At 72.6% G+C, this 21,545-nt stretch carries 15 protein-coding genes and 1 pseudogene; 8 read left to right on the top strand and 8 right to left on the bottom strand.

What is annotated here, in order from left to right; translation table 11 throughout:
• Positions 1-203: 203 nt before the first annotated feature.
• The 6 genes from crtI to AB0M54_RS08065 all read right to left on the bottom strand — a co-directional run bounded on the left by crtI (position 204) and on the right by AB0M54_RS08065 (position 5,682).
• Positions 204-1,661, bottom strand: a complete 1,458-nt coding sequence (gene crtI, locus AB0M54_RS08090) for a phytoene desaturase family protein (RefSeq protein ID WP_364469843.1) — start codon at positions 1,659-1,661, stop codon at positions 204-206.
• Complete coding sequence (locus AB0M54_RS08085; protein WP_364469841.1) at positions 1,658-2,725, bottom strand: glycosyltransferase; 1,068 nt, start codon at positions 2,723-2,725, stop codon at positions 1,658-1,660. The genes crtI and AB0M54_RS08085 overlap by 4 nt, the downstream gene beginning before the upstream one ends.
• Positions 2,722-3,456 carry a carotenoid biosynthesis protein gene (locus tag AB0M54_RS08080; RefSeq protein WP_364469839.1) on the bottom strand — a complete coding sequence of 245 codons (735 nt, stop codon included), beginning with the start codon at positions 3,454-3,456 and terminating at the stop codon, positions 2,722-2,724. The genes AB0M54_RS08085 and AB0M54_RS08080 overlap by 4 nt, the downstream gene beginning before the upstream one ends.
• 7 nt (positions 3,457-3,463) lie before the next feature.
• Positions 3,464-4,039 carry a GNAT family N-acetyltransferase gene (locus tag AB0M54_RS08075; RefSeq protein WP_364469837.1) on the bottom strand — a complete coding sequence of 192 codons (576 nt, stop codon included), beginning with the start codon at positions 4,037-4,039 and terminating at the stop codon, positions 3,464-3,466.
• Positions 4,036-4,731, bottom strand: a complete 696-nt coding sequence (locus tag AB0M54_RS08070) for a monooxygenase (RefSeq protein WP_364469834.1) — start codon at positions 4,729-4,731, stop codon at positions 4,036-4,038. Before AB0M54_RS08070 ends, AB0M54_RS08075 begins: the two co-directional genes overlap by 4 nt.
• A gap of 141 nt (positions 4,732-4,872) precedes the next feature.
• A complete protein-coding gene (locus AB0M54_RS08065; protein ID WP_364469832.1) occupies positions 4,873-5,682 on the bottom strand; it encodes an SDR family NAD(P)-dependent oxidoreductase in 810 nt (269 codons plus the stop codon).
• 104 nt (positions 5,683-5,786) lie between these two features.
• On the opposite strand from AB0M54_RS08065, the gene AB0M54_RS08060 reads away from it, so the two are divergent.
• On the top strand, positions 5,787-7,733 hold the full coding sequence (locus tag AB0M54_RS08060) for an amino acid transporter (RefSeq protein WP_364469830.1): 1,947 nt from the start codon (positions 5,787-5,789) through the stop codon (positions 7,731-7,733).
• Here the strand turns inward: AB0M54_RS08060 and helR are convergent.
• Complete coding sequence (helR, locus tag AB0M54_RS08055; protein ID WP_364469828.1) at positions 7,675-9,789, bottom strand: RNA polymerase recycling motor ATPase HelR; 2,115 nt, start codon at positions 9,787-9,789, stop codon at positions 7,675-7,677. The two genes, AB0M54_RS08060 and helR, sit on opposite strands and share 59 nt — an antisense overlap.
• A gap of 475 nt (positions 9,790-10,264) precedes the next feature.
• Between helR and AB0M54_RS08050 the strand changes: the two genes are divergently transcribed.
• The 7 genes and pseudogenes from AB0M54_RS08050 to AB0M54_RS08020 all read left to right on the top strand — a co-directional run bounded on the left by AB0M54_RS08050 (position 10,265) and on the right by AB0M54_RS08020 (position 20,970).
• Positions 10,265-10,780, top strand: coding sequence for an SAV_6107 family HEPN domain-containing protein (locus AB0M54_RS08050; protein WP_364332336.1), 516 nt, complete (start codon positions 10,265-10,267; stop codon positions 10,778-10,780).
• Between the two features lie 41 nt (positions 10,781-10,821).
• A pseudogene (locus AB0M54_RS08045) lies at positions 10,822-11,451 on the top strand (hypothetical protein); the annotation flags it as partial.
• Between the two features lie 950 nt (positions 11,452-12,401).
• The gene (locus AB0M54_RS08040; protein ID WP_364469826.1) at positions 12,402-14,483 is read left to right on the top strand and encodes a DNA polymerase Y family protein; all 2,082 of its coding nucleotides are present in this window, start codon (positions 12,402-12,404) and stop codon (positions 14,481-14,483) included.
• A gap of 12 nt (positions 14,484-14,495) precedes the next feature.
• On the top strand, positions 14,496-17,933 hold the full coding sequence (locus AB0M54_RS08035) for an error-prone DNA polymerase (RefSeq protein WP_364469825.1): 3,438 nt from the start codon (positions 14,496-14,498) through the stop codon (positions 17,931-17,933).
• A 142-nt stretch (positions 17,934-18,075) separates the two neighbouring features.
• On the top strand, positions 18,076-18,471 hold the full coding sequence (locus tag AB0M54_RS08030) for an SSI family serine proteinase inhibitor (protein WP_364332327.1): 396 nt from the start codon (positions 18,076-18,078) through the stop codon (positions 18,469-18,471).
• Between the two features lie 55 nt (positions 18,472-18,526).
• On the top strand, positions 18,527-19,201 hold the full coding sequence (locus tag AB0M54_RS08025; RefSeq protein WP_364332324.1) for a response regulator transcription factor: 675 nt from the start codon (positions 18,527-18,529) through the stop codon (positions 19,199-19,201).
• Positions 19,198-20,970 carry a HAMP domain-containing sensor histidine kinase gene (locus AB0M54_RS08020; protein ID WP_364332321.1) on the top strand — a complete coding sequence of 591 codons (1,773 nt, stop codon included), beginning with the start codon at positions 19,198-19,200 and terminating at the stop codon, positions 20,968-20,970. The genes AB0M54_RS08025 and AB0M54_RS08020 overlap by 4 nt, the downstream gene beginning before the upstream one ends.
• On the opposite strand, the gene AB0M54_RS08015 is transcribed toward AB0M54_RS08020, so the two are convergent.
• Complete coding sequence (locus AB0M54_RS08015; RefSeq protein WP_364332318.1) at positions 20,960-21,517, bottom strand: hypothetical protein; 558 nt, start codon at positions 21,515-21,517, stop codon at positions 20,960-20,962. The genes AB0M54_RS08020 and AB0M54_RS08015 overlap by 11 nt on opposite strands.
• Positions 21,518-21,545: the final 28 nt, after the last annotated feature.

The following is a 21,545-nucleotide window of genomic DNA, read 5'->3' as shown; positions in this document are numbered from 1 at the left end:
CGTCGCGTTTCTGGGGTCGCGTCACCGTCGCAACCCGGTTGCCGTCCGGTTGCCAAGCCACCGTAGCGTGACCGTGCCATCGACGGTGAGTTCCGATCAACCCGTGTGCCCCTGGTCACTGCATTGTGGATCTTGGGCGAGAGATGCGCCACGTGGGCCGGATGGTGCCGGTGGGGCGGGAGAGGATCGGAGCGTGTCTACCCCTACGACCTCTGACGGAGGTCGGCCTCGATCTGGGTGGCGACGATGCGGGCCGACAGGGTGACCATCGGCAGGCCGCCGCCGGGATGGGTGGAGCCGCCGACCAGGTAGAGACCGGGGACCGGCCCGCGGTTGGGCGACCGCATCAGCCCACCCGCCGTCCCGTAGATCGAGCCGCCGGGCGCGCCGGTCGCCGCGGCCAGATCGGCCGGCGTGCGCACCTCGGCGAACTCCAGCCGGTCGCGCACGTCGAGGCCGCGCCGGGCCAGCAGGGCGAGGATCCGATCCTGGTACGCCGGCGCGAGCCCGGGCCGCCGCCAGTCGACCGCATTCCACCCACTGCCGTGCGGCGGCGCGTTGACCAGCACGAACCACGCTTCGCGCCCGTCCGGCCGGACCGCCGGGTCGTCGGCCCGGGTCACGAAGATCGCCGGGTTGTCGGCCGGCCGGGCGCGCCGGCCCCGGCCGGGATCGCCGAAGATCGCGTCGAACTCGGCGTCGTAGTTCCGGGGGAAGAACACCGTGTGGTGCGCCAGTTCCGGCGTCGCACCGCGCACCCCGAGCAGCAGCACGAAGCCGGCCAGGCTCCGGTCGGCCAGCCCGGCGACCCGCCCGGCCGACGGCACCAGGTCGCGATAGGTGACCAGCGCGTCCACGTTGGACACGACGACGTCCGCCGCGGCGTGGAGGCCGTTGTCGAGGCGGACCCCGCTGACCCGGCCGCCGGACTGTTCGATGGCGGCGACGGGGGAGTCGAGCACGATCTCGACGCCGAGCGAGTGGGCGCGCCGGGCCAGCGCCGCGCCCAGGGTGCCGAGGCCGCCGGGCAGGTACCAGCCGCCGAACGCCAGCTCGGCGTAGGGGATCGCGGCCAGCGCGGCGGGCGCCCGGCGCGGGTCGGCCCCGGTGTAGGTGGCGTAGCGGTCGAGCAGCACCCGCAGCCGGGGATCGCGCAGGTAGCGGCGGCCGAGCCCGCGCAGCGAGGCGCCGGGGGCGATCGCCCGCAGGTCCTTGACCCGCCACGAGAGTCGCAGCAGCGTCGCCGCGGTGACCGGCCGTTGCAGCACCGGGCCCCAGGACGCGGCCCAGATCTGCTCGGCCCGCGCCCAGAACGCGGCCCAGTCGTCGGCGGCCGCTCGCCCGAAGGCGTCGGCGATCCGCTCGCGGAACACGTCGGGATCGGAGGACGAGTCGAGCACGCTGCCGTCGGGGAAGACGTGTCGTACCACCGGGTCCAGCCGCTCCGGCGTGAGGCCGAGGCCGAGGTCGTCGAACACCCGCGGCAGCGTCAGCAGGCTGGGACCGGTGTCGAAGCGGTAGCCGGCTCGCTCGTACACGCCGAGCTTGCCGCCGACGACGCCGGCCTGCTCGTGGACGACGACCCGGTGCCCGGCCGCGGCGAGACGGATCGCGGTGGCGAGCCCGCCGACCCCGGCGCCGATCACGACGACGTGGCTCATACGGCGCGGCCCCGCCAGGTCAGGGTGCCGTTGCGGCGGCGCCGGTAGGAGGCGGCGATCAGATAGGCGAACGTGACGATGGACGCCGGGTGGGCCAGGGCGTCGGGGACGGCGCGGCCGCCGGTCGCGCGGGCGGTGACCAGGCGGCCGGTCACGCCCAGGAGGTAGGCCGCGGCGGCGACCGGCCACCACCGGGTGAGCAGCAGGACGGGCGGGACCGCGTACAGGAGGAGGAGCAGGACCACGACGAAGCCGGCGGCCGGCCGCGTGGGGAAGGACGCCCACAGCGACTTGGTGTAGCCCGCGACCAGGGCCGGCCACGAGTCGTACATCGGGCAGGTGGCCAGCGCCGAGCCGTCGGCCAGGGCGATCCGACCGCCGGCGCGTTTGACCGCCCGGGCCAGGGCGATGTCTTCGAGGATCTCGTCGCGCACCGCCGCGTGGCCGCCCGCCCGGTCGTAGCCGTCGCGGGTCACCACCAGCCACTGCCCACCGGCCGCGGCCAGCGACGGCCGGGGGGACCGCTCCATCGCGCGCAACGGCAGGAACGTCAGCCACGACCACTGGAGCAGCGGCTGGACCAGGCGGCCGGCGCCGACGATCCGGGGGTACGGGCTGAGCAGCTCGAATCCCTCGGCCGCGACCACGCCACCGGCCACCGCGTCGGGGGCGAGCACCACGTCGGCGTCCAGGAACACCAGCACCTCGGCGTCGGGCGCCGCCGCCGCGAGCTGGGCGCAGGCGTGTGGCTTGCCCAGCCACCCGTCCGGCGGGGTGGCCCCGGTCAGCAGCCGCACCATGTCGCCCGCCACCGACCGCACGACCTCGGCCGTCCCGTCCGACGACCCGTCGTCCAGCACCACGATCTCGAGCTGTGGCACCCCACGCTGCCCGAGCAACGCCGACAGGCACGGGGTCACGCGGTCGGCCTCGTCGCGCAGCGGCAGGAGCACCGCCACCCGCCGGTCGGTCACCGCGCCCCGCGGCGGCCGTCGCAGCAGCAGCGCGTTCACCACGGTGTGCCCGGTGAGCAGCACCAGCGGCACCAGGAGGAGCCAGCTCACGCCGGCCGCCGGCGGGCGAGACGGACCGCCAGCGGAAGCACGACCAGGCCCATGGTGACGCCGCCCCAGGCCGCGGAGGCGGGGAGGTCGAGGAACACGGCGTGGGCCAGCACGGAGGAAGCGTACGTCCAGAACCAGAGGGCCAGAGCCGGTCGATCGTCCCCTGTGGACAACCCGCCGACGGTGGACAACAGGGCCATCACCAGCACCGCGAACCCCAGCCACCCGAGGAAGTTGGCCGCCGGGATACCGGGCAGCCCGGGCAGCGCGGGCGTGGGGTCGAGCCATCGCCAATACCCCTCGGCCACCATCTGCGGGTCGAGGAAGAGATCCCACGCCGCCAGCCCGAAGGCCCCGACCGCGATGCGCGCCCACCGGGAGGAACCGAGGCGGGTCGCGGCCAGCCACGCCGGCCAGGCCATCCAGGTCCAGGCCAGGGGAATGATCAACGGTACGCCGAGCAGTTGCGGCCCGAGGGCGCCGGAGTACGAGTACGACCCGAACGGGAACCCGGTCGCCACCCCGAGCGCCTCGATCAGGAACCCGCCCACGGTCACGCCGAGGAGGGCCAGCAAAGCAGGAAGGCCCCGACTGAGAAAAGCGTGGACGATCGAGAACAAGTAGCCGAGCACCACCGTCGCCACCGAAAAAAGAGCGCGGTCGGAAGCGAGCGGGTAGCAGATCTGCACCAGCACCAGGGCGCCGAGCAGCACCCAGGGGAGTCGCCGCATCAAGGCCTCAGATGCCGACGATGCCCGGCGCGTCGACCGGGCGTTCGGCCAGCGGCAGTTCCCGGCCGAGGATCGCGAAGGCCCGCTCGTCGCCCGGGAACATGAAGTCGCGCAGGACATCGACGAACCCGAAGCGGCGGTAGAGGCGCCAGGCCCGGGACCGCTGCTCGTCGGCCTCGGGGGTGGAGAGCAGGACGGTACGCCCGTCGGCCATGGCCAGCAGCGCCCGCAGCTGCCGGGCGCCCACGCCGTGTCCCTGGGCGGCCGGCTTGACGTGCAGTTCGACGACCTCGAAGCAGTCGGACAGCCACTGCTCCCGCGAGTCCGAGGGCAACGCCGCGCGCACCTGGTCGTGCCACCACTGGCCGGGGCCCGAGGTGTAGCCGTACCCGAAACCGGCCAGGGCCCCCTCGGTGGACAGCGTGGCGACCGACCGGAACCCGGGCCGGCGGACGTGGGCCCCGATGTAGCCGCGGCGGGTCTGCAGCAGTTCGGTGCGGTAGCCCATCGCCTCGCCGTACACCGTCACCACGTCGTCCAGCCGCCGGAGCAGATCGTCCGGTTGCCACGGCACGAGCCTCATCGCTGCGCCCGCCCTTTCTCGTACTCGTTCTTGTTCTCGTTCATCCAGCCCAGCAGGTCGCGGTCGCCGGTGATGCCCCGGACCGCGAACCGTGCGAACAGGTCTTCCGCATACCAGTTGTCCGTGGGTGTTCGATCGATCACCGCACGGTGTTCGGGCTGACGGTACGCGAAGTCCCTCAGCTCCGCCGCGCCCCGCCACACGCTGACCGTGCCCTGCCAGCCGATCGGCGCTTCGCCGACACCGAACCGGGCGAGCAGGCCGGGCGCCCGGTCGAGCGCGGCGACCACCGGGGGCACGGCCTGCCAGAAGGTCAGCGCCCGCGAGGGCCGGAGCCGCGCCCGGGTCAGCGCGAGCACCAGGCCGTCCGGTTTGTCGGGAGCGGCGGCGAACGGCTTTCGCCCCGACCACGTCCCGACGCTGTGGAGCGGCGCCAGATCGACCACGGCGGACGACGAGCAGATGCGGTCCCACGAGGGCAACGGCACCGCTTCCCGGGACACGACCAGCGCGGCGAACCGCGTGAGATCGGCGTCGAAGGGGCCGAAGGACACGCCCGTTCCCGTACCCAGGAATTTGGCGAACGTGACACCGGGCAGCGCGCGCACCCGCCGCGGATCGAGCGCCATCCGCAGGAAGGCCGCGCCGAGCCGGCGTCGCGGCACCCGCCAGACGTGCAGGCTGACCGACATCGCGTCTACGCGGCCGCGTTCGGGGCGTCCGGCACGGCGATCACGTTGGGATGGTTCCACACTCCGCCATCATGCCCTGGTCAGGACGCCTCAATCGCGGCCACCGACCGGCCCGCTCACCCACATCGAGGTGACCTCGCTCTACCGCGAGTGAACCGCCTCCGCGCTGGCGTCCCAGAGCAGGGCGGCCAGCGCGGGGTCGGTCACCGTCGCGGAGGGCGAGGCCGCCTTGCCGCGTACGTAGTAGGCGCCGCTGACCAGGGACGGCGCGGTGAGCAGGTGGACCAGGTCGGCGCCCGCCTTGGCCGCGCTCCGCAGCCACGGCGTGAAGCGGAAGGCGAGCTTCAGCAGCGGCCCGCCGCCGAAGTTGGACCGGACCACGCCCGGGTGGAAGCTCACGCTGGTGATGTCCGGCCAGCGCCGGGCCGCCTCGGCGGCGAACAGGACGTTCGCGGCCTTGCTCACGCCGTACACCGGAAAGCCCATGTAACGTCCGCGCGGCCCGGTGAACGACGAGGGGTCGACCCGGGCGCCGCGATGGGCGTCGGACGCGGTGGTGACGATCCGCCCGCCCCGCAACGCCTCCCGCAGCAGCTCGCTGAGCAGGAACGGCGCCAGGTGGTTGCCCTGCATGGTCGCCTCGAAGCCGTCCTCGGTGATCCGCTTCGACGGCACCAGCGCGCCCGCGTTGTTGGCCAGAGCATCGATCTTCGGGTACGCGGAGAGCACCTGCTCGGCCAGCTTCCGCACCTCGGTCAGCCGCTCGAAGTCGGCCCGGAACCACCGCGGCTCACGCCCCTGACCGGCCGCCGTGACCCGTTCGACCGCCGCTGCCAGGCGCTTCTCGTCGCGGCCGACCAGCACCACGTCGTCGCCCCGCGCGGCGAGCTGCTCGGCCGCGGCCAGGCCGATTCCCGAACTCGCGCCGGTGATCAGGATCGTGCGTGCCATGCGTACCCCCCGCTGGTCTCCCTGGTGCATCCTGGCACTCTCCTTGGTGCATCCTGGCACCGGACGATCGAACGCGCAGCCCGGAACGTGACGGAAAGAGCACAGTGAGTACTGACATTGATGTCCCGGAGTCTGTGGACAGCCCCGTCCGGCCGCACGTCCCGCGCCGTGCGGTGAGCCGGTGGCTGCTCGCCAACCGGGTCCAGCCGGTCGGGCCCGAGTCCGAGGAGGGCACCCACCAGCAGTCCTGGTGGAAGGTGATGTGCCTGACCGGGGTGGACTACTTCTCCACACTGTCCTACCTGCCGGCCATCGCGGCGCTCGCGGCCGGCGCGCTGTCCCCGCTCGCGACGCTGCTGATCGTGGCGCTCACCCTGGCCGGCATGCTGCCGATGTACCGGCGGGTGGCGCACGAGAGCCCGAACGGCCAGGGCTCGGTGGCGATGCTGGAGAAGCTGCTGCCGTTCTGGTGGGGCAAGCTGTTCGTGCTGGTCCTGCTCGGGTTCGTGGCCACCTCGTGGATCATCACGATCACCCTGTCGGGCGCCGACGCCACCGTGCACATGGCCGAGAACCCGAACCTTCCCGGCTTCCTGCACGGGCACAACGTGCTGATCACGATCGTGCTGCTGCTGATCCTCGGCTTCGTCTTCCTGCTCGGCTTCACCGAGGCCGTGGTGGTGGCGATCCCGCTGGTCGCGATCTTCCTCGGCCTCAACACGGTGGTCACCATCGTCGGCCTGACCCACGTCCCCGACCACTACAGCGGCTGGACGGACGCGCTGAGCCAGGGGCACGGCGGCTTCTTCGGCGCCTTCGGCCCGGCCGTGCTGGCGTTCCCGGCGCTGGTCCTGGGGTTGTCCGGGTTCGAGACCGGGGTCAGCATGATGCCGCTGATCAAGGCCGAGGACAAGCAGGCCCGGATCCGGAACACCCGCAAGCTGCTGACCACCGCCGCGCTGATCATGAGCGTCTACCTGATCCTGACCAGCTTCGTGACCACGGTGCTGATCCCGCATTCCGCTTTCGAGCCCGGCGGCCCGGCCAACGGGCGTGCTCTTGCTTATCTCGCGCACGAGATGCTGGGCGAGGGCTTCGGCACCGTCTACGACATCAGCAGCGTGCTGATCCTCTGGTTCGCCGGCGCCTCGGCGATGGCCGGGCTGATCAACATCGTGCCCCGCTATCTGCCCGGGTACGGCATGGCGCCGGAGTGGGCGCGGGCGGTGCGGCCGGTCGTGCTGGTCTACACCGCCATCAGCATCGGCATCACGCTGGTCTTCCAGGCCGACGTGAACGCGCAGGCCGGCGCCTACGCCACCGGCATCCTGGCGATGATGGTCTCCGGGGCGGTCGCGGTGACCATCTCGGCGATCCGGTCCCGGCAGCACGGCGCGAGCATCGGCTTCGCCGTGCTCACCCTGGTTCTGGTGTACGCCCTGGGCGACAACATCATCGAGAAGCCGGACGGCATCGCGATCTCCGCCGTCTTCGTGGCCGGGATCATCCTGGTGTCCCTCGTGTCCCGGGTCGCGCGAACCACCGAACTCCGGGCCGACAAGATCGAGTTCGACGAGCCGGCGCGTACGTTCATCGCCGACTCGATCGCCCACGACGGCCAGCTCAACATCGTGGCCAACCGCCGGCAGGCCGGTGACCAGGCCGAATACGCGGCCAAGGAGCGCGAGCAGCGCGGCCTGAACCCGGTGCCCGGCGTCGCCGACCTGCTCTTCCTCGAGGTGGACGTGGTCGACCCGTCGGAGTTCAGCGAGACCCTGCACGTGTGCGGGGTCGAGGTCGAGGGCTTCCGGATCCTGCGGGTGCAGAGCCCGGCCGCGCCGAACGCGATCGCCGCGGTGCTGCTGGCGCTGCGCGACGCGACCGGGGTACGCCCGCGGTGCTACTTCGAGTGGGCCGAGGGCAGTCCGCTCAAGCACCTGTTCCGCTACCTGCTCCTCGGCCGGGGCGACACCGCTCCGGTCGTACGCGAGATCATCCGCTCGTCCGAGCCCGACCCGGCGAGGCGTCCCGGTATCCACGTCGGAGGATGACCAGCTCCCGGGTCGCCCGGGTCATCGCGACGTAGCGGTCGACCGCGCCCCATCGTTGCGGGTCGACGAGGATGACCCGGTCGAACTCCAGCCCCTTGGCCAGCTCCGGCGTGAGGCCCCGGCCCGGGACGCCGATCACGCAGGTCGTGCCCTCGGTGTCCGCGCCGGCGATCGCGTCCAGGTCGGCCGGGTCGCCGTACCGCACCGGGATGCCGCCGGTGCGGATCGACGTGGGCACGTTGGCGTCCGGGAGCGCGGCCCGGATCACCGGCTCGGCCTCGGCCATGATCTCGGCCGGCGTGCGGTAGTTGATGGTCAGCCGGGTCATCTCGACCCGGCTCAGGCCGATGCGCTCCAGCCGCTCCGGCCACGACTCGGGGAAGCCGCGCCGGGCCTGGGCCCGGTCGCCGACGATGGTGTAGCTTCTCGACGGGCACCGGAGCAGCAGCATCTGCCACTCCGCGTCGGTCAGCTCCTGGGCCTCGTCCACCACGATGTGCGCGAACGGACCGGCCAGCCGATCCGGATCCTTCCCCGGCAGCACGGCGTCGTCGTCCAGCACCTCCCGCAGGTCCGGCTGCACCAGCATCGGCATCAGGCCCTGGCCGTCGTCCATCTCGTGCGAGGCGATCAGCTCGTCGACCACCCGGTCCATCCGCTTGCGTTCGGCTTTCCTGGTCGCCGTACGCAGGGCTTCCTGCCGCGTCGCCTCCGCGTCGCCGAGGCGCTGCCGCGCGGCGTCCAGCAACGGCAGGTCTTCGGTGGTCCAGGTCTTCGCCTCGGCGCGCTGCAGCCGTTGTACGTCCTCCGCGCTCAGCCAGGGCGCGCACCGGCGCAGGTAGGTGGGCACCGACCAGAGGTCCGCGACGACGTCGGCCGGGTCGAGCATCGGCCAGGCCCGGTGGAGCGCGGTACGCAGCTCGGCGCTCCCGCCGCCGGTCATCGCGACCAGTTCGGCCCAGATCTCCTCGCGGGCCTCGTTGTGCGGGGTGCCGGGGGACACCGACGCGAACGCCTCGGCCCAATCGCGGGCGGTCAGGCGTACCTCGGCGTCTTCTGTCGAAACCGTCATTCCGGTCGCCGGCGGCTCCTCGTAGAACCGGACCGCCGCGTCGACCGCCCGGACCATCGCCGCGGACGACTTCAGGCGCGCCACCTCCAGATCGGTCTCCGGGCGCGCCGCGGCGCCCTCGGGGAGCAGGTCCCGCAGCGTGCAGGTCTGCACGTCCTCCTCGCCGAGGCTGGGCAGCACGTCCGAGACGTACGCCAGATAGGGCTGGTGCGGGCCGACGAACAGCACGCCACCGTGCCGCCGGCCGAGCCTCGGATCGGAGTAGAGCAGGTACGCCGTGCGGTGCAGCGCGACGACCGTCTTGCCGGTGCCCGGCCCGCCGTCGACCACCAGGGCGCCGTGCGACGAGGCCCGGATGATCGCGTCCTGGTCGGCCTGGATGGTGCTGAGGACGTCCCGCATCCGCGCCGAGCGGATGCTGCCCAGGCTGGCGACGAAGGCGGACTGGTCGTCGAGGGCGGCGTGGCCCTCCAGGCCCTCCGGGGTGAACACCTCGTCCCAGTAGTCGGTGATCCGCCCTCTCGTTTGCGGCGAGCCGGTCGACCAGCGGTAACGGCGGCGGCTGATCAGGCCCAGCGGCTTGGCGTGGGTGGCGGCGAAGAACGGTTCGGCGGCCGGGGAGCGCCAGTCGACCAGCAGGCGGCGGCCGTCGTCGTCGGTCAGGCCGAGGCGGCCGATGTAGATCGGTTCGTCCGGGCGGTCGGCGTCGATCATGCGGCCCAGGCAGAGGTCGAGGCTGAAGCGGCGCAGCGTACGCAGGCGGGCCGAGAGCCGCTGCACCTCCTCGTCCCGGTCCACCGCCTGCCGGCCCTTGCCGGCCGGCCGCCGGCGCTCGACCTCGAGCCGGTCGGCCAGGCCGGCGATCGTCCGGGTGAGGCTGTCCGCCATGGCGGCGAAGTGCGCCTCGTCGCGGGCGATCAGGTCGGGGTCGGCCTTGGTCTGGGGTACGTCGAACACGCTGCTCTCCCGCTGGTTCGTGGCCACGGTCGACCATTTTGCGGGGTTACGGGGGTCTTGCGGCAAGACCCCCTGTCTGATATATGTTCTTAGTGGCGGGGAGTGATCACACCTCCCCTTCTGCCACCTTCTCCCCAGCCCCTTTCCGGCCTTGCGTTTTTGTCGTACCCGGGTGTTACTCTCTTCCCTAGTTAGAACGTCTGTTCGAATCATTAGAACGGCCGTGCTAGCGATCGGGGATGGAGATTCGCGGCTCCCGCCCCGGTGCGGCGCCCGCGAAGCGCCGCAGGCGGCCTGGATTTTCGCGGATCCGGGCCCGCACCAAGGCAGGACCGTCGCCCGCCCCCTCCGACCCCCGGGGGTGGGCGACGGACCCGCCGGCGCTGTCCGGCCGGGTGTGGTTGTGGGGAAGCTCCCGCACCCGGCCGACGGCCTCCCCGCTGCGTTTCTTCCTCCGTGGCGGACATCTTCATCGGATGTGTGACGTACTGAGGAGAAGACCATGGCGAGCAACTCGGCCCCCGGTGTGGTGACCGGTCTGGCACACGCGCCGACCGCCGCGGCCCGGTCCGCGGACGCGCCCACCGTGCCCGCCCACATGCTGCCCCACCGCACGCCCGCCCAGCTGCTGAGCATCGCTCGCGGCGGGCTGGCCGAGGCGGCACAGACCGGTCCCGACGGCCTGCGATACGCCGGCGCACACATGGCCGCCCTGCGCGCCGCCGCCGCGGTGCTCGCCGCCCGCGCCCGGCCCGCCGCGCCCGGCCGCCGCACCCGGGTGACCAGCGTCTGGTCGCTGCTGGTGCTGGTCGCGCCCGAGTTCAGCGAGTGGGCCGACTACTTCGCCCTCGGCGCCGGCAAGCGCGCCGCCGCCGAGGCCGGCATCCCGCGCGTGGTCAGCCCGCGCGAGGCCGACGACCTGCTGCGCGCCGCCGAGCAGTTCGTGGTGGTCGTCGAGACCGCCCTGGGCATCGCCTACCAGCCGCCGCTGCCCGCCGCCGGTCGCCTGGCCGCCTGATCCATCCACCCTTTCCTTCCTTCCGAGAAGAGGCGAGCTTCATGGCGGGACGCCTGATCAAGGGGGCGGCCGCGCTGTCCGAGCTGGTCCGCCCGGCGAGCGAGACCGACGCGCCCGGCCTCCACCGGATGCTGCCGGTGGTGCCCGAGCTGAGCGCCCTGCTGCCCGGCCGGGGCCTGCGCCGCGGCAGCACGATCGCGGTGGCCGCCGGCCGGTCCGGCACCGTCTCGCTGATGCTGGCGCTGCTGTCCGCGGCGTCCCGGGCCGGTTCCTGGTGCGCGGTGGTCGGCGTGCCCGACCTGGGCGCCCTGGCCGCCGAAGAGAGCGGCATAGCGCTCGACCGCCTCGCCCTGATCCCCAACCCCGGCCCCGACTGGCCGACGGTGGCCGGCGCCCTGATCGACGGCGTCGACGTGGTGGTGGCGGCGATCCCCGGCCCGGTGGCCGCGCCGGTGGCGGCCCGCCTGGTGGCGCGGGCGCGTCAGCGGGGCAGCGTCCTGATGCCGTTCGGCGCCTGGCCCGGCGCCGACGTCACCCTGCGCGTGACCGCCGGCGCCTGGGAGGGCCTGGGCCACGGCCACGGCCGCCTGCGCCGCCGCCGCGTCACGGTCCTGGCCCGGGGCCGGGGCGCCGCCGACCGCCCGCGCGAGGCGACGATGTGGATGCCGGGCTCCACCGCCCCGCCGACCTTCCCGCCCCTCGGCCCGGCCGGTCCGCTCACCCTGCCCGGTCCGCCGCTGTCCCCGGCCTCCGCCTCCGCGCCGTCCCCGGCGGTTGCCTCTCCCGCACCGTCCCCGGCCCTCCCTGCTCCCACATCCTCGGCGCTGCCCCCGCGCTTCCTTCCGCTTGGTTCTCCCTCGCTGTCTTCCCTTCCCGCCGTGTCCGCTTCCTCTTCGGCGGTGTCCTCTTCCGCTGTGTCCTCCTCCCCGGCTCTCTCCTCCCCGGCTCCCTCCTCCGCCTTGAGCGAGCCGGATCGGCTTCGCCGGTCGGATGATGTGGTGGATTTGTCCGTGGATGATGCCGCGGATCTTGGGGTGTCTGGTTTGGCGGTGATGCCGGGCTCGGCGGCGGGGGCGCAGTCGTGTGTGGCGAGTCATGTCTCGCCGACTGGGGGCGTCCGGCCGGTTGGCGCTCGTCCGTCGCGTTCTCGCGGATCCACTCGCGACTCGCGGCCCGCGGGTCGGCTTCGTTCGGTTCGGGTGGTGCCGGTGCGGCCGGCCGTGCCCGTGTGGTGGGAATTTGTGCCGGCTCCGACTCCGACTCCGGCTCGGGCTCCGGCTCGGGCCTCCGCGCCGGAGCGATCGGCGACCGCGCGTTCCGTTGCCCGGGCTTCGAGGTCGTCCTTGGGCGTCGGGGGTTCGAGGTCGTCGGCAGGCGTTCGGTCTGCGGGCGCCAGGGCTTTGAGGTTGCCTGTCGGGTCTGGGGTGGCGGGGTTGCCTGTCGGGTCTGGGGTGGCGGGGTTATCTGCCGGGTCTGGGGTGGCGAGGTTGTCGGCCGGGTCTCGGGCGTCGGGGTTGTCGGCCGGCTCGGCGGCCCGGGTGGCCAGGATTCGCAGGGGCTTCGGGTTGGCGGGAGCCGGGCCGGGGCGGGAGTGAGCGAGCGGGCCGGGGTTCGGACGCTGATGATCTGGTGTCCGGACTGGCCGGTTGTCGCGGCGGAGATCGTGGACGGGATTCCCTCCGACGGGGCCGTGGCGGTGCTGCATGCGAATCGGGTGGTGGCCTGCTCGGAGGCGGCCCGGGCGGACGGGGTGCGGCGAGGGCTCCGGCGGCGGGAGGCGCAAGGGCGGTGTTCCCGGCTGGTCGTCGTCGATCATGATGCGGGGCGGGACGCCCGGGCGTTCGAACCGGTGGTCGCGGCGATCGAGGAGGTCGCGGTCGGGGTCGAGGTGATCCGGCCGGGGGCCTGTGCGCTGGCGGCCCGGGGGCCGGCCCGGTACTTCGGGGGCGAGGAGGCGGCCGCCGAGCGGGTCGTCGAGCAGGTGGCTCAGGTCTGTGAGGTGGAGAGCCAGGCCGGGGTCGCCGAAGGAGTCTTCGCCGCGGGGCTGGCGGCTCGGGCGGGGCGCATCGTTCCGCCGGGGCGTACCCGGGAATTTCTTTCCGGGGTGGGGGTCGAAGCTCTTGACCGGCCGGAGCTGACCGATCTGCTGCGCCGGCTCGGGGTGACGACGCTGGGGGAGTTCGCCGCGCTGCCGCCGTCGGATGTGCTGACACGGTTCGGGTTCGACGGGGCGCTGGCCCACCGGCTCGCCGCCGGGTTCGACCATCGGCCGCTCGCGGTGCGCCGGCCGCCGCCGGACCTGGACGTCTCCGAGACGTACGACGAACCGCTGGAACGGGTGGACGTGGCGGCGTTCGCGGGACGGGTGCTGGCCGAACGGCTGCACGAGATCCTCGCCGGGCACGGGCTGGCCTGCACCCGGCTCGGCATCGAAGCGGTCACCGCGGACGGCCAGGAGCTGCACCGGGTGTGGCGGCACGACGGCACCCTCACCGCGGCCGCGATCGCCGAACGGGTCCGCTGGCAACTCGACGGCTGGCTCACCGGCGCGCGGCGCGGCGCCGTCAACCGGCCGACCGCCGGACTGGTCCGGTTGCGCCTGATTCCCGACGGGGTGCTCGTCCACCTGGGCCTGCAACCGGGCCTGTGGGGCGACGCCGGCGCCGAGCGGGAACGCGCCCACCGTGCCCTCAGCCGCATCCAGGGCCTGCTCGGCCCCGACGCGGTGATGACCGCCGTCCGCACCGGAGGCCGCTCCGCCGACGACCAGACCACCCTCATCCCCTGGGGCGACGAACGAACCCCGCCCCGCGCGAACGCCGCCCCCCAAGACCCCTACCCGGGCCTGACCACCATCCCCATCACGGCCGTGACCCCAGACCCGATCCCGCTCCCGCTGTCCGCCGTCCCCGACCCGGACGGCGGGCCTTTGGTTTCCGGCCTGGGTGACCGGCCCTCCGCGGAAGGGGCGCCGCGGAAGGAGAGTGGGGCGGGGTTGATCTCCTTGTCCGAGGTGCGGGAAGGGAAGGCGGCGATGTCGAACCCCGCGGCCGGCTCGGGAGAGGGAACACGAGGCGCGGAGAGGCCCGCCCTTCGGGTCATCGAGGGGCGAGGAAGTCGCGGTGATGGTGACCTGCGGCTGGTGTCCACATCAGAGGGCCGGGCGGCCTTGTCGCTTCTTCCGATGCCTGGTGCGGATGAGGACGAGGACGAAGGTGGGGAAGAGGCGGTTGAGGGAAGGGCTGGCGCGGCGGGGAAGGCCGGCGAAATCGGTGGGGTGGCGGCGAAAGCTGAGGTTGCCGGCGCGGCTGGGCCGAGCACGAGGGATGGGGCGGTGGCGAGACGGGGGCGGAAGGCGCGGGTTGCGCCGGCGTTGCCGCCCTGGCCGGGGCGGTTGCCCAAGCCGGCGCCGGCCGTGGTGTTGCTGCAGCAGCCGGGGGCGGTGGTGGTGGACGCGGTGGGGGAGCCGGTCCGGGTCAGTGCCCGGCTGGAGTTGACGGGGGTGCCGGTCGGGTTGTTGCTGGGGCGGGCGGCGGCGGTGGAGATCGTGGGGTGGGCCGGGCCCTGGCCGGTTGAGGAGCGGTGGTGGGCGGCTGAGGAGATGCGGCGGCGGGCCCGGTTCCAGGTGGCGCTCGCCGATGGGCGGGCCATGTTGCTCTCGCTCGCGGGTGGGCACTGGGCCGTCGAGGCGATCTATGACTAGGGCGGCGGGCTGATGGGCTTCCACAACCCGAAGATGTCCTGGTCGGAACTCGAAGGGCTGCTCTCCGGGGAGAAGAAGCCGGGCGAAAAGGGCGAGAGGGGAAAGGGCGGAGGAGGAAAGAGCGACGGGGAAGAGGGCGGGGGGAAGGCGGGGAGTGGCGGGTGGCCGCGGGGGGAGCCGCGGGTTGTTGATCCGCTGGCGGGGGATGGTGACGGCGGGGACTCGCCGGCCTGGAGCCGGAAGCGGCAACGGTATGAGGCGCCGGCGCTGGTCAGGACCGAGTCCACGGTGGACTACGCCGAGCTGCACTGCCACAGCAACTTCAGTTTTCTGGACGGGGCCAGTCATCCGGAGGAACTGGCCGAGGAGGCGTCGCGGCTCGGGTTGAAGGGACTGGCCGTCACCGACCATGACGGGTTCTACGGGGTGGTGCGGTTCTCCGAGGCGGCCCGTGAGCTGGGGCTGCCGACCATTGTGGGTGCGGAGCTCTCGCTTGATCTGACGAAACCGCAGAACGGCGAGGCCGACCCGGAAGGCCGGCACCTGCTGTGCCTGGCGCACGGCGCGGAAGGCTATGCGCGGCTGGCCCGCACCATCTCGCGGGCCCAGCTCAGGGGGGCCGAGAAGGGCAAGCCCGACTACGGCGACCTGGAGGACGTCGCGAGCGAGCTCCGGGATCACGTGCTGGTGCTGACCGGCTGCCGTAAGGGGAGCGTCCCGAAGGCGTTGCGCGAGCAGGGGCCCGCGGCGGCTGCTCGGGAGCTGGACCGGCTGGTGGCGTTGTTCGGCCAGGGGAACGTCGCGGTCGAGCTGACGGCGCACGGCGACCCGTACGACGACGAGCGCAACGACTTCCTCTTCGAGCTCGCGCACAGCCGCGGTCTGCTCCCGGTGGCCACGAACAACGTGCACTACGCCACCCCGCGCCGGCGGCGGCTGGCGACCGCGCTGGCGGCGGTGCGGGCCCGGCGCAGCCTGGACGAGCTGGACGGCTGGTTGCCGGCGGCGGGCACCGCCCATCTGCGGTCCGGCGCCGAGATGAGCCGGCGGTTCGCGGCCTGGCCGAAGGCGGTCGAGAACGCCGCGATCTTCGGCGGTGACCTGGCCTTCGACCTGCGGCTGGTCGCCCCCAAGCTGCCCGACTTCCGAAGGCCCGGCGGGCACACCGAGATGAGCTGGCTGCGGCACCTGACCATGGAGGGCGCCCGGGAACGTTATGGGCCGCCGGAGGCGCATCCCAAGGCGTACGCGCAGATCGAACACGAGCTGCGGATGATCGAGGAGCTGGACTTCCCGGGGTATTTCCTGGTCGTCTACGACATCGTGCGGTTCTGCCGGGAGCAGAAGATCTACTGCCAGGGGCGGGGGTCGGCGGCCAACTCGGCGGTCTGCTACGCGCTGCGCATCACGAACGTCGACGCGGTCGAGTACGACCTGCTGTTCGAGCGGTTCCTGGCGCCGGAGCGGGACGGGCCGCCGGACATCGACGTGGACATCGAGTCGGACCGCCGCGAGGAGGCCATCCAGTACGTCTACGAGAAGTACGGCCGGGAACACACCGCCCAGGTGGCGAACGTGATCTCGTACCGCCCGCGCTCCGCCGTACGCGACATGGCCAAGGCCTTTGGATTTTCGCCCGGCCAGCAGGACGCCTGGAGCAAGCAGATCGACCGCTGGGGCAGCATCGCGACGCTGGACGTGGACGACATCCCGGCGCAGGTGGTGGAGTTCGCGAACGAGGTGCAGAGCTTCCCGCGGCACCTGGGCATCCACTCCGGCGGCATGGTCATCTGCGACCGGCCGATCATCGAGGTGTGCCCGGTGGAGTGGGGGCGGATGCCGGGGCGGACCGTGCTCCAGTGGGACAAGGACGACTGCGCGGCGATCGACCTGGTCAAGTTCGACCTGCTGGGGCTGGGCATGCTGTCGGCGCTGCACTACGCGTACGACATGCTGGAGTCCGATCTGGACATCAGCACGATGCGCCTGGACGACCCCGAGGTGTACGAGATGCTGTGCCGGGCCGACTCGGTGGGCGTCTTCCAGGTGGAGTCCCGCGCCCAGATGGCCACCCTGCCCCGCCTCAAGCCGACCGAGTTCTACGACCTGGTGGTGGAGGTGGCGCTGATCCGGCCCGGCCCGATCCAGGGCGGCTCGGTGCACCCGTTCATCCGCCGCAAGAACGGCAAGGAGAAGGCGACCGTCCCGCACCCGTTGATGTGGAACGCGCTCGAGAAGACGCTGGGCGTGCCGCTCTTCCAGGAGCAGCTGATGCAACTCGCGATCGACGTGGCCGGCTTCGACCCGTCCGAGGCCGACCAGCTGCGCCGCGCGATGGGCTCGAAGCGCTCGATGGAGAAGATGGAGCGCATCAAGACGCGGCTCTACGACGGGATGGCCGAGCGGGGCATCACCGGCGAACTGGCCGACGACCTCTACGTCAAGCTCTCCGCGTTCGCCAGCTACGGCTTCCCGGAGAGTCACGCGATGAGCTTCGCCTACCTGGTGTACGCGTCCGCGTGGCTGAAGCGGTACCACCCGGCGGCGTTCTGCGCGGCGCTGCTGAACGCGCAGCCGATGGGCTTCTACTCGCCGCAGACGCTGGTCGACGACGCCCGCCGGCACGGGGTGGAGGTGCGCCGCCCGGACATCAACCTCAGCGCCGCCGCGGCCACCCTCGAGTCGGACGCGCGGACCAGGTGGGGCGCGCTGGCCGGGGAGGCGCCGCACGCGTGGGGGTTGCACGGGCCCGCGGTGCGGCAGGGGCTTCAGCGGGTACGCACGATCGGCGACGACCTCGCGAAGCGGATCGAGGAGGAACGGCGAGCGCACGGCCCGTACCGCAGCATGACCGATCTGGCCCGGCGTACCGGATGTTCCACCGCCCACCTGGAGGCCCTCGCCACCGCCGACGCCTTCGCGGGTTTCGGGCTCTCCCGCCGGGAGGCGCTCTGGGCCGCGGGCGCGGCTTCGCAGGACAAACCCGACCGCTTGCCGGGTACGGTGACCGGCACCGACGCCCCGGCCCTGCCCGGCATGGACGACGTCGGCAAGCTGGTGTCCGACGTCTGGGCGACCGGCCTGTCCCCGGACGCGCACCCGGCCCAGTTCGTGCGGGACCGGTTCGACGCCGCCGGCGCGCTGCCCATCTCCCGGCTGGGCGCGGTGGAGGCGGGCACCCGGATCCGGGTCGGCGGCATCGTCACCCATCGGCAGCGCCCGGCCACCGCGGGCGGCGTCACGTTCGTCAACCTCGAGGACGAGACCGGCATGCTCAACGTGACCTGCTCGCCGGGGCTGTGGCAGCGCTACCGGAAGGTGGCGAGGACGAGCACGGCGTTGATCGTGCGGGGCCGGCTGGAGAAGGCCGAGGGCGTGCTCAACCTGGTCGCCGACCGGCTCGAAGGGGTCACGCCGCCGATCGTGGGTCCCTCCCGCGACTTCCGCTGAACGGCCAGACTTTATTCCGTTCCGCAACCTTTGCACCTTTGGTGCCCTATACCGGATGCGGACCAGCGGTGCCTATACGCGCTCAGAGCAAGGGGTCTTGCTCTGAGCGCGTATAGGCACCACCCAGCGGGGGGAGAGCATCATGCGGAAGATTGTTCTGGCGGCGGCGTTGATCGGGGTTCTCATCGGCAGCCCGGCGAACGCGGCGGCCGGCGGGCCGGAGGAGAGCGCCCGCGCGCCGAGGACCGAGCTCACGCTGTCCTACCAGGCCGCCGCCGGGTTCGCCGCCGCGGTGGTGGTGACCTGCGACCCGGCCGGCGGCGTGCACCCGCAGGCCGAGAAGGTGTGCCGGACCCTGGCCAAGGTGAACGGCAACCCGGCCACGATCAAGCCGGCGAAGACCATGTGCACGCTCGAGTACGCGCCGATCACCGCCGCGGTCACCGGCACCTGGCGCGGTCAGGCCGTCACCTGGTCGAAGAAGTTCAGCAACACCTGCGACATGAAGCGCGCCACGGGCGTCCTGTTCACGTTCTGATCAGGAACCTGTCAGATTCTCCGACGGCTGGAAGAACCGACCTATAGTCGCCGTCGTGTGTGCGCACGTGCTGGTGGCCGAGGACGACGTACGGCAGGCCGAAGTGCTGCGGCAGTACCTCCTGGCCGGTGGGCACGAGGTGACCGTGGTGCACGACGGTCACGCCGCGCTCGACCGGGCCCGGCGGAAGGCGCCCGACCTGCTGATCCTCGACGTGATGATGCCGGGGCTGAACGGGCTGGAGGTGTGCCGGCAGCTGCGCCGGGACAGTGAGCTGCTGGTGCTGATGCTGACCGCCCGGACGGCCGAGGACGATCTGCTGGCCGGGCTCGACGTCGGCGCCGACGACTACCTGACCAAGCCGTACAGTCCTCGCGAGCTGGTCGCCCGGGTGCGGACGCTGCTGCGTCGCCGGCGCACCACGGCGCCGGCCGGGGGCGAGGTGCTGACGGTCGGCCCGCTCGTGGTCGACCCGGGGCGGCGCCGGGTCGAGGCCGGCGGCGTACCCGTCGAGTGCACACCGGGCGAGTTCGCGATCCTGGCCGCGATGGCCGGGCAGCCCGACCGGGTCTTCACCCGGACGCAACTCCTCGCCCGGACCCGCGGCATCGACCGGCACTCGACCGGCCGCACCATCGACGTCCACGTGATGAACCTGCGCCGCAAGATCGACCCCGCCCTGCTCCAGACCGTGTACGGCGTGGGCTACAAGCTGGCGAGCCCGACGTGACCCCAGGCCGCGTGCCCCTGCACCGCAGCCTGCTCGGACGCCTGCTCGCCACCTCGATCCTGATCGCGGTCGCGGCGATCGCGGCCACCGCCTGGCTCGCCGTCCAGTCGACCAGCCGGGCCATCCGCCAGGAGCAAGGCCGCTCGCTGGCCGACGACAAGAGCATCTACGACACCATGATCGGGTACGCCGCCACGCACCGTGACTGGACCAAGGTCCAGCCGACCGTGGCCGGCGAGGCCCGGCGCCTGGGCCGGCGGATCACCCTGATGACCGACGACCGGCAGGTCATCGCCGACTCGCATCCGGAACGCCCGCCGGCTACCGCCCGGGCCTCGGCCACGGTCGACGCCCTGCGGCTCGACCCGGGGCTGAGCGACAGCTCGGACCGCATCGACCCGCGGGTGACCGGCCCCTACCTGCTGCCGGAGCGGGAACGCGAGAAGCTCCGCCGGACCGCCCGGACCCAGCTGGACTGCATCCGCGGGGGCGGGGTCGACGCCAAGGTGATCGACGACGCCAAGGGCCGCCCGGCCGTGCGGATCACCACCGCGGACACCAACTTCGTCGTCGGCTTCTGCCGGGCCAAGGCCCCGCTCGGCACCACCGGCACCGAGACGCTGGCCCTGGAGGACCTGGCCTGGCTGGCCGAGGACTGTCTCGACGTGACCGAGCACGGCATCCTCATCCTGGACCGGAACTTCTCGGTGCTCGGGCTGAAGGACCGGAGGTTCGACCTGCGCAAGGTGCAGTCGTGCGTGGCGCAGGCCCGGATCCGGCAGCTGCGGCCGTACGTGGCCAAGCCCGCCCTGCTCTTCGTCACCGACCCGCACACCGGCGCGGCCGACGAGCCGGTGTTCAGCCTGTCCGGCGAGAACGCCGTCCGGATCGTCTGGGTGACCGTCGCCGTGCTGCTGGCGACGATCCTGCTCACCGTGCTGACCGGGCGCCGGCTGGTCCGGCCGTTGCGGGCGCTCACCGAGGCGGCCATGGAACCGGCTGGTGCGCCCGCACCGATGCCGATCAAGGGGCGGGACGAGATCGGCTACCTGGCGCGCGCCCTCAGCGACGCGACCGAGCGGCGCGAACGGGCCGAGGAGCAGCGCCGCCACCTGGTCAGCGACGTCGCCCACGAACTCCGCAACCCGCTGACCAACATCCGCGCGTGGCTGGAGGCGGCCCAGGACGAGGTGGTCCCGGCCGACCCGGCCCTGCTGGACCTGCTGCACGACGAGGCGACGATGTTGCACCACATCATCGACGACCTCAGCGACCTGGCCGCCGCCGACGCCGGTGACCTGCGGCTGCACCCCGAGCCGATCCGGGTGCGGGACGTGCTGACGCACATCGGCGAGTCGCAGCGCGGCGCCGCCGACCAGGCGGGGGTCGAGCTCGTCACCGATCTGCGTGGTGACCCTCCGGTCGAGGCCGATCCGATGCGCCTCCGGCAGATGGTCGGCAACCTGCTGTCCAACGCGATCCGCTACACCGCGGCGGGCGGCACGGTCACGCTGTCGGCCATCTCAACGGAAAAAGAGATGATCATCGCCGTACGGGACACCGGCACCGGCATCGCGCCGGACGACCTGCCGAAGATCTTCGACCGGTTCTGGCGGGCCGACTCCTCCCGGACCCGGGCGACCGGCGGCAGCGGGTTGGGCCTGCCGATCGCCCGGAAGCTCGCCGAGGCACACGGGGGGACGCTGACCGCGGCGAGCCGTCCCGGTGAGGGCACCACGATGACGCTGCGGTTGCCGCTCAGTCCTTGAACGCCTCCTTGCGGCAGTTCTCCATCCCGGGCGACTGGAAGTCGCCCTGCGGCCCGATCTCGGTGATCCCGAACTGGCCGTCCTCGTCCGGGGTGGTCAGCTTGTAGCCGGCCTGCTGGGCGCACCGGTACCACTGCCGCTGGTTGTCCCGGAACGCCGCGATGTCCTTGCGCCTCTGCCGTTCCTCGTAGCTCTCCGGGAACTTGTTGTGGCAGGCCGCCTCCACCCGGATCGCCTTGGGGTCCTTGTCGGCCAAGTACTGGAAGAGCATCTTCGGCTCCTCGTACCCGGGGCCGCCCTCCTTCTGGACACAGGTCGACCAGACCTTGACGAGCGCGGTCTGCTCCTCGTCGGTCGCGTCCAGCCGCACCAGGGGACGCAGGTCGTCGTTGACGGCCGGCGAGCTCGCCGCCGGGGCGGCGGCGCTCTGCAGCGTCGCCACCGGCGGGGCTTCGGCCTTCTCACCGGAGCAACCGCCGAGCAGGCCGGTACCACCGCCGAGAAGACTGGCGGCGACCAGCGCCGCGACGATTTTTCTCTGAGGCATGCCGAGCACCATCACAGAGCATTGTCAG

The organism is Actinoplanes sp. NPDC051470, assembly GCF_040682035.1.
Taxonomy (GTDB): domain Bacteria; phylum Actinomycetota; class Actinomycetes; order Mycobacteriales; family Micromonosporaceae; genus Actinoplanes.
Note: the sequence above shows the minus strand (reverse complement) of the source record. Positions and strands in the feature narration are given on the sequence as shown.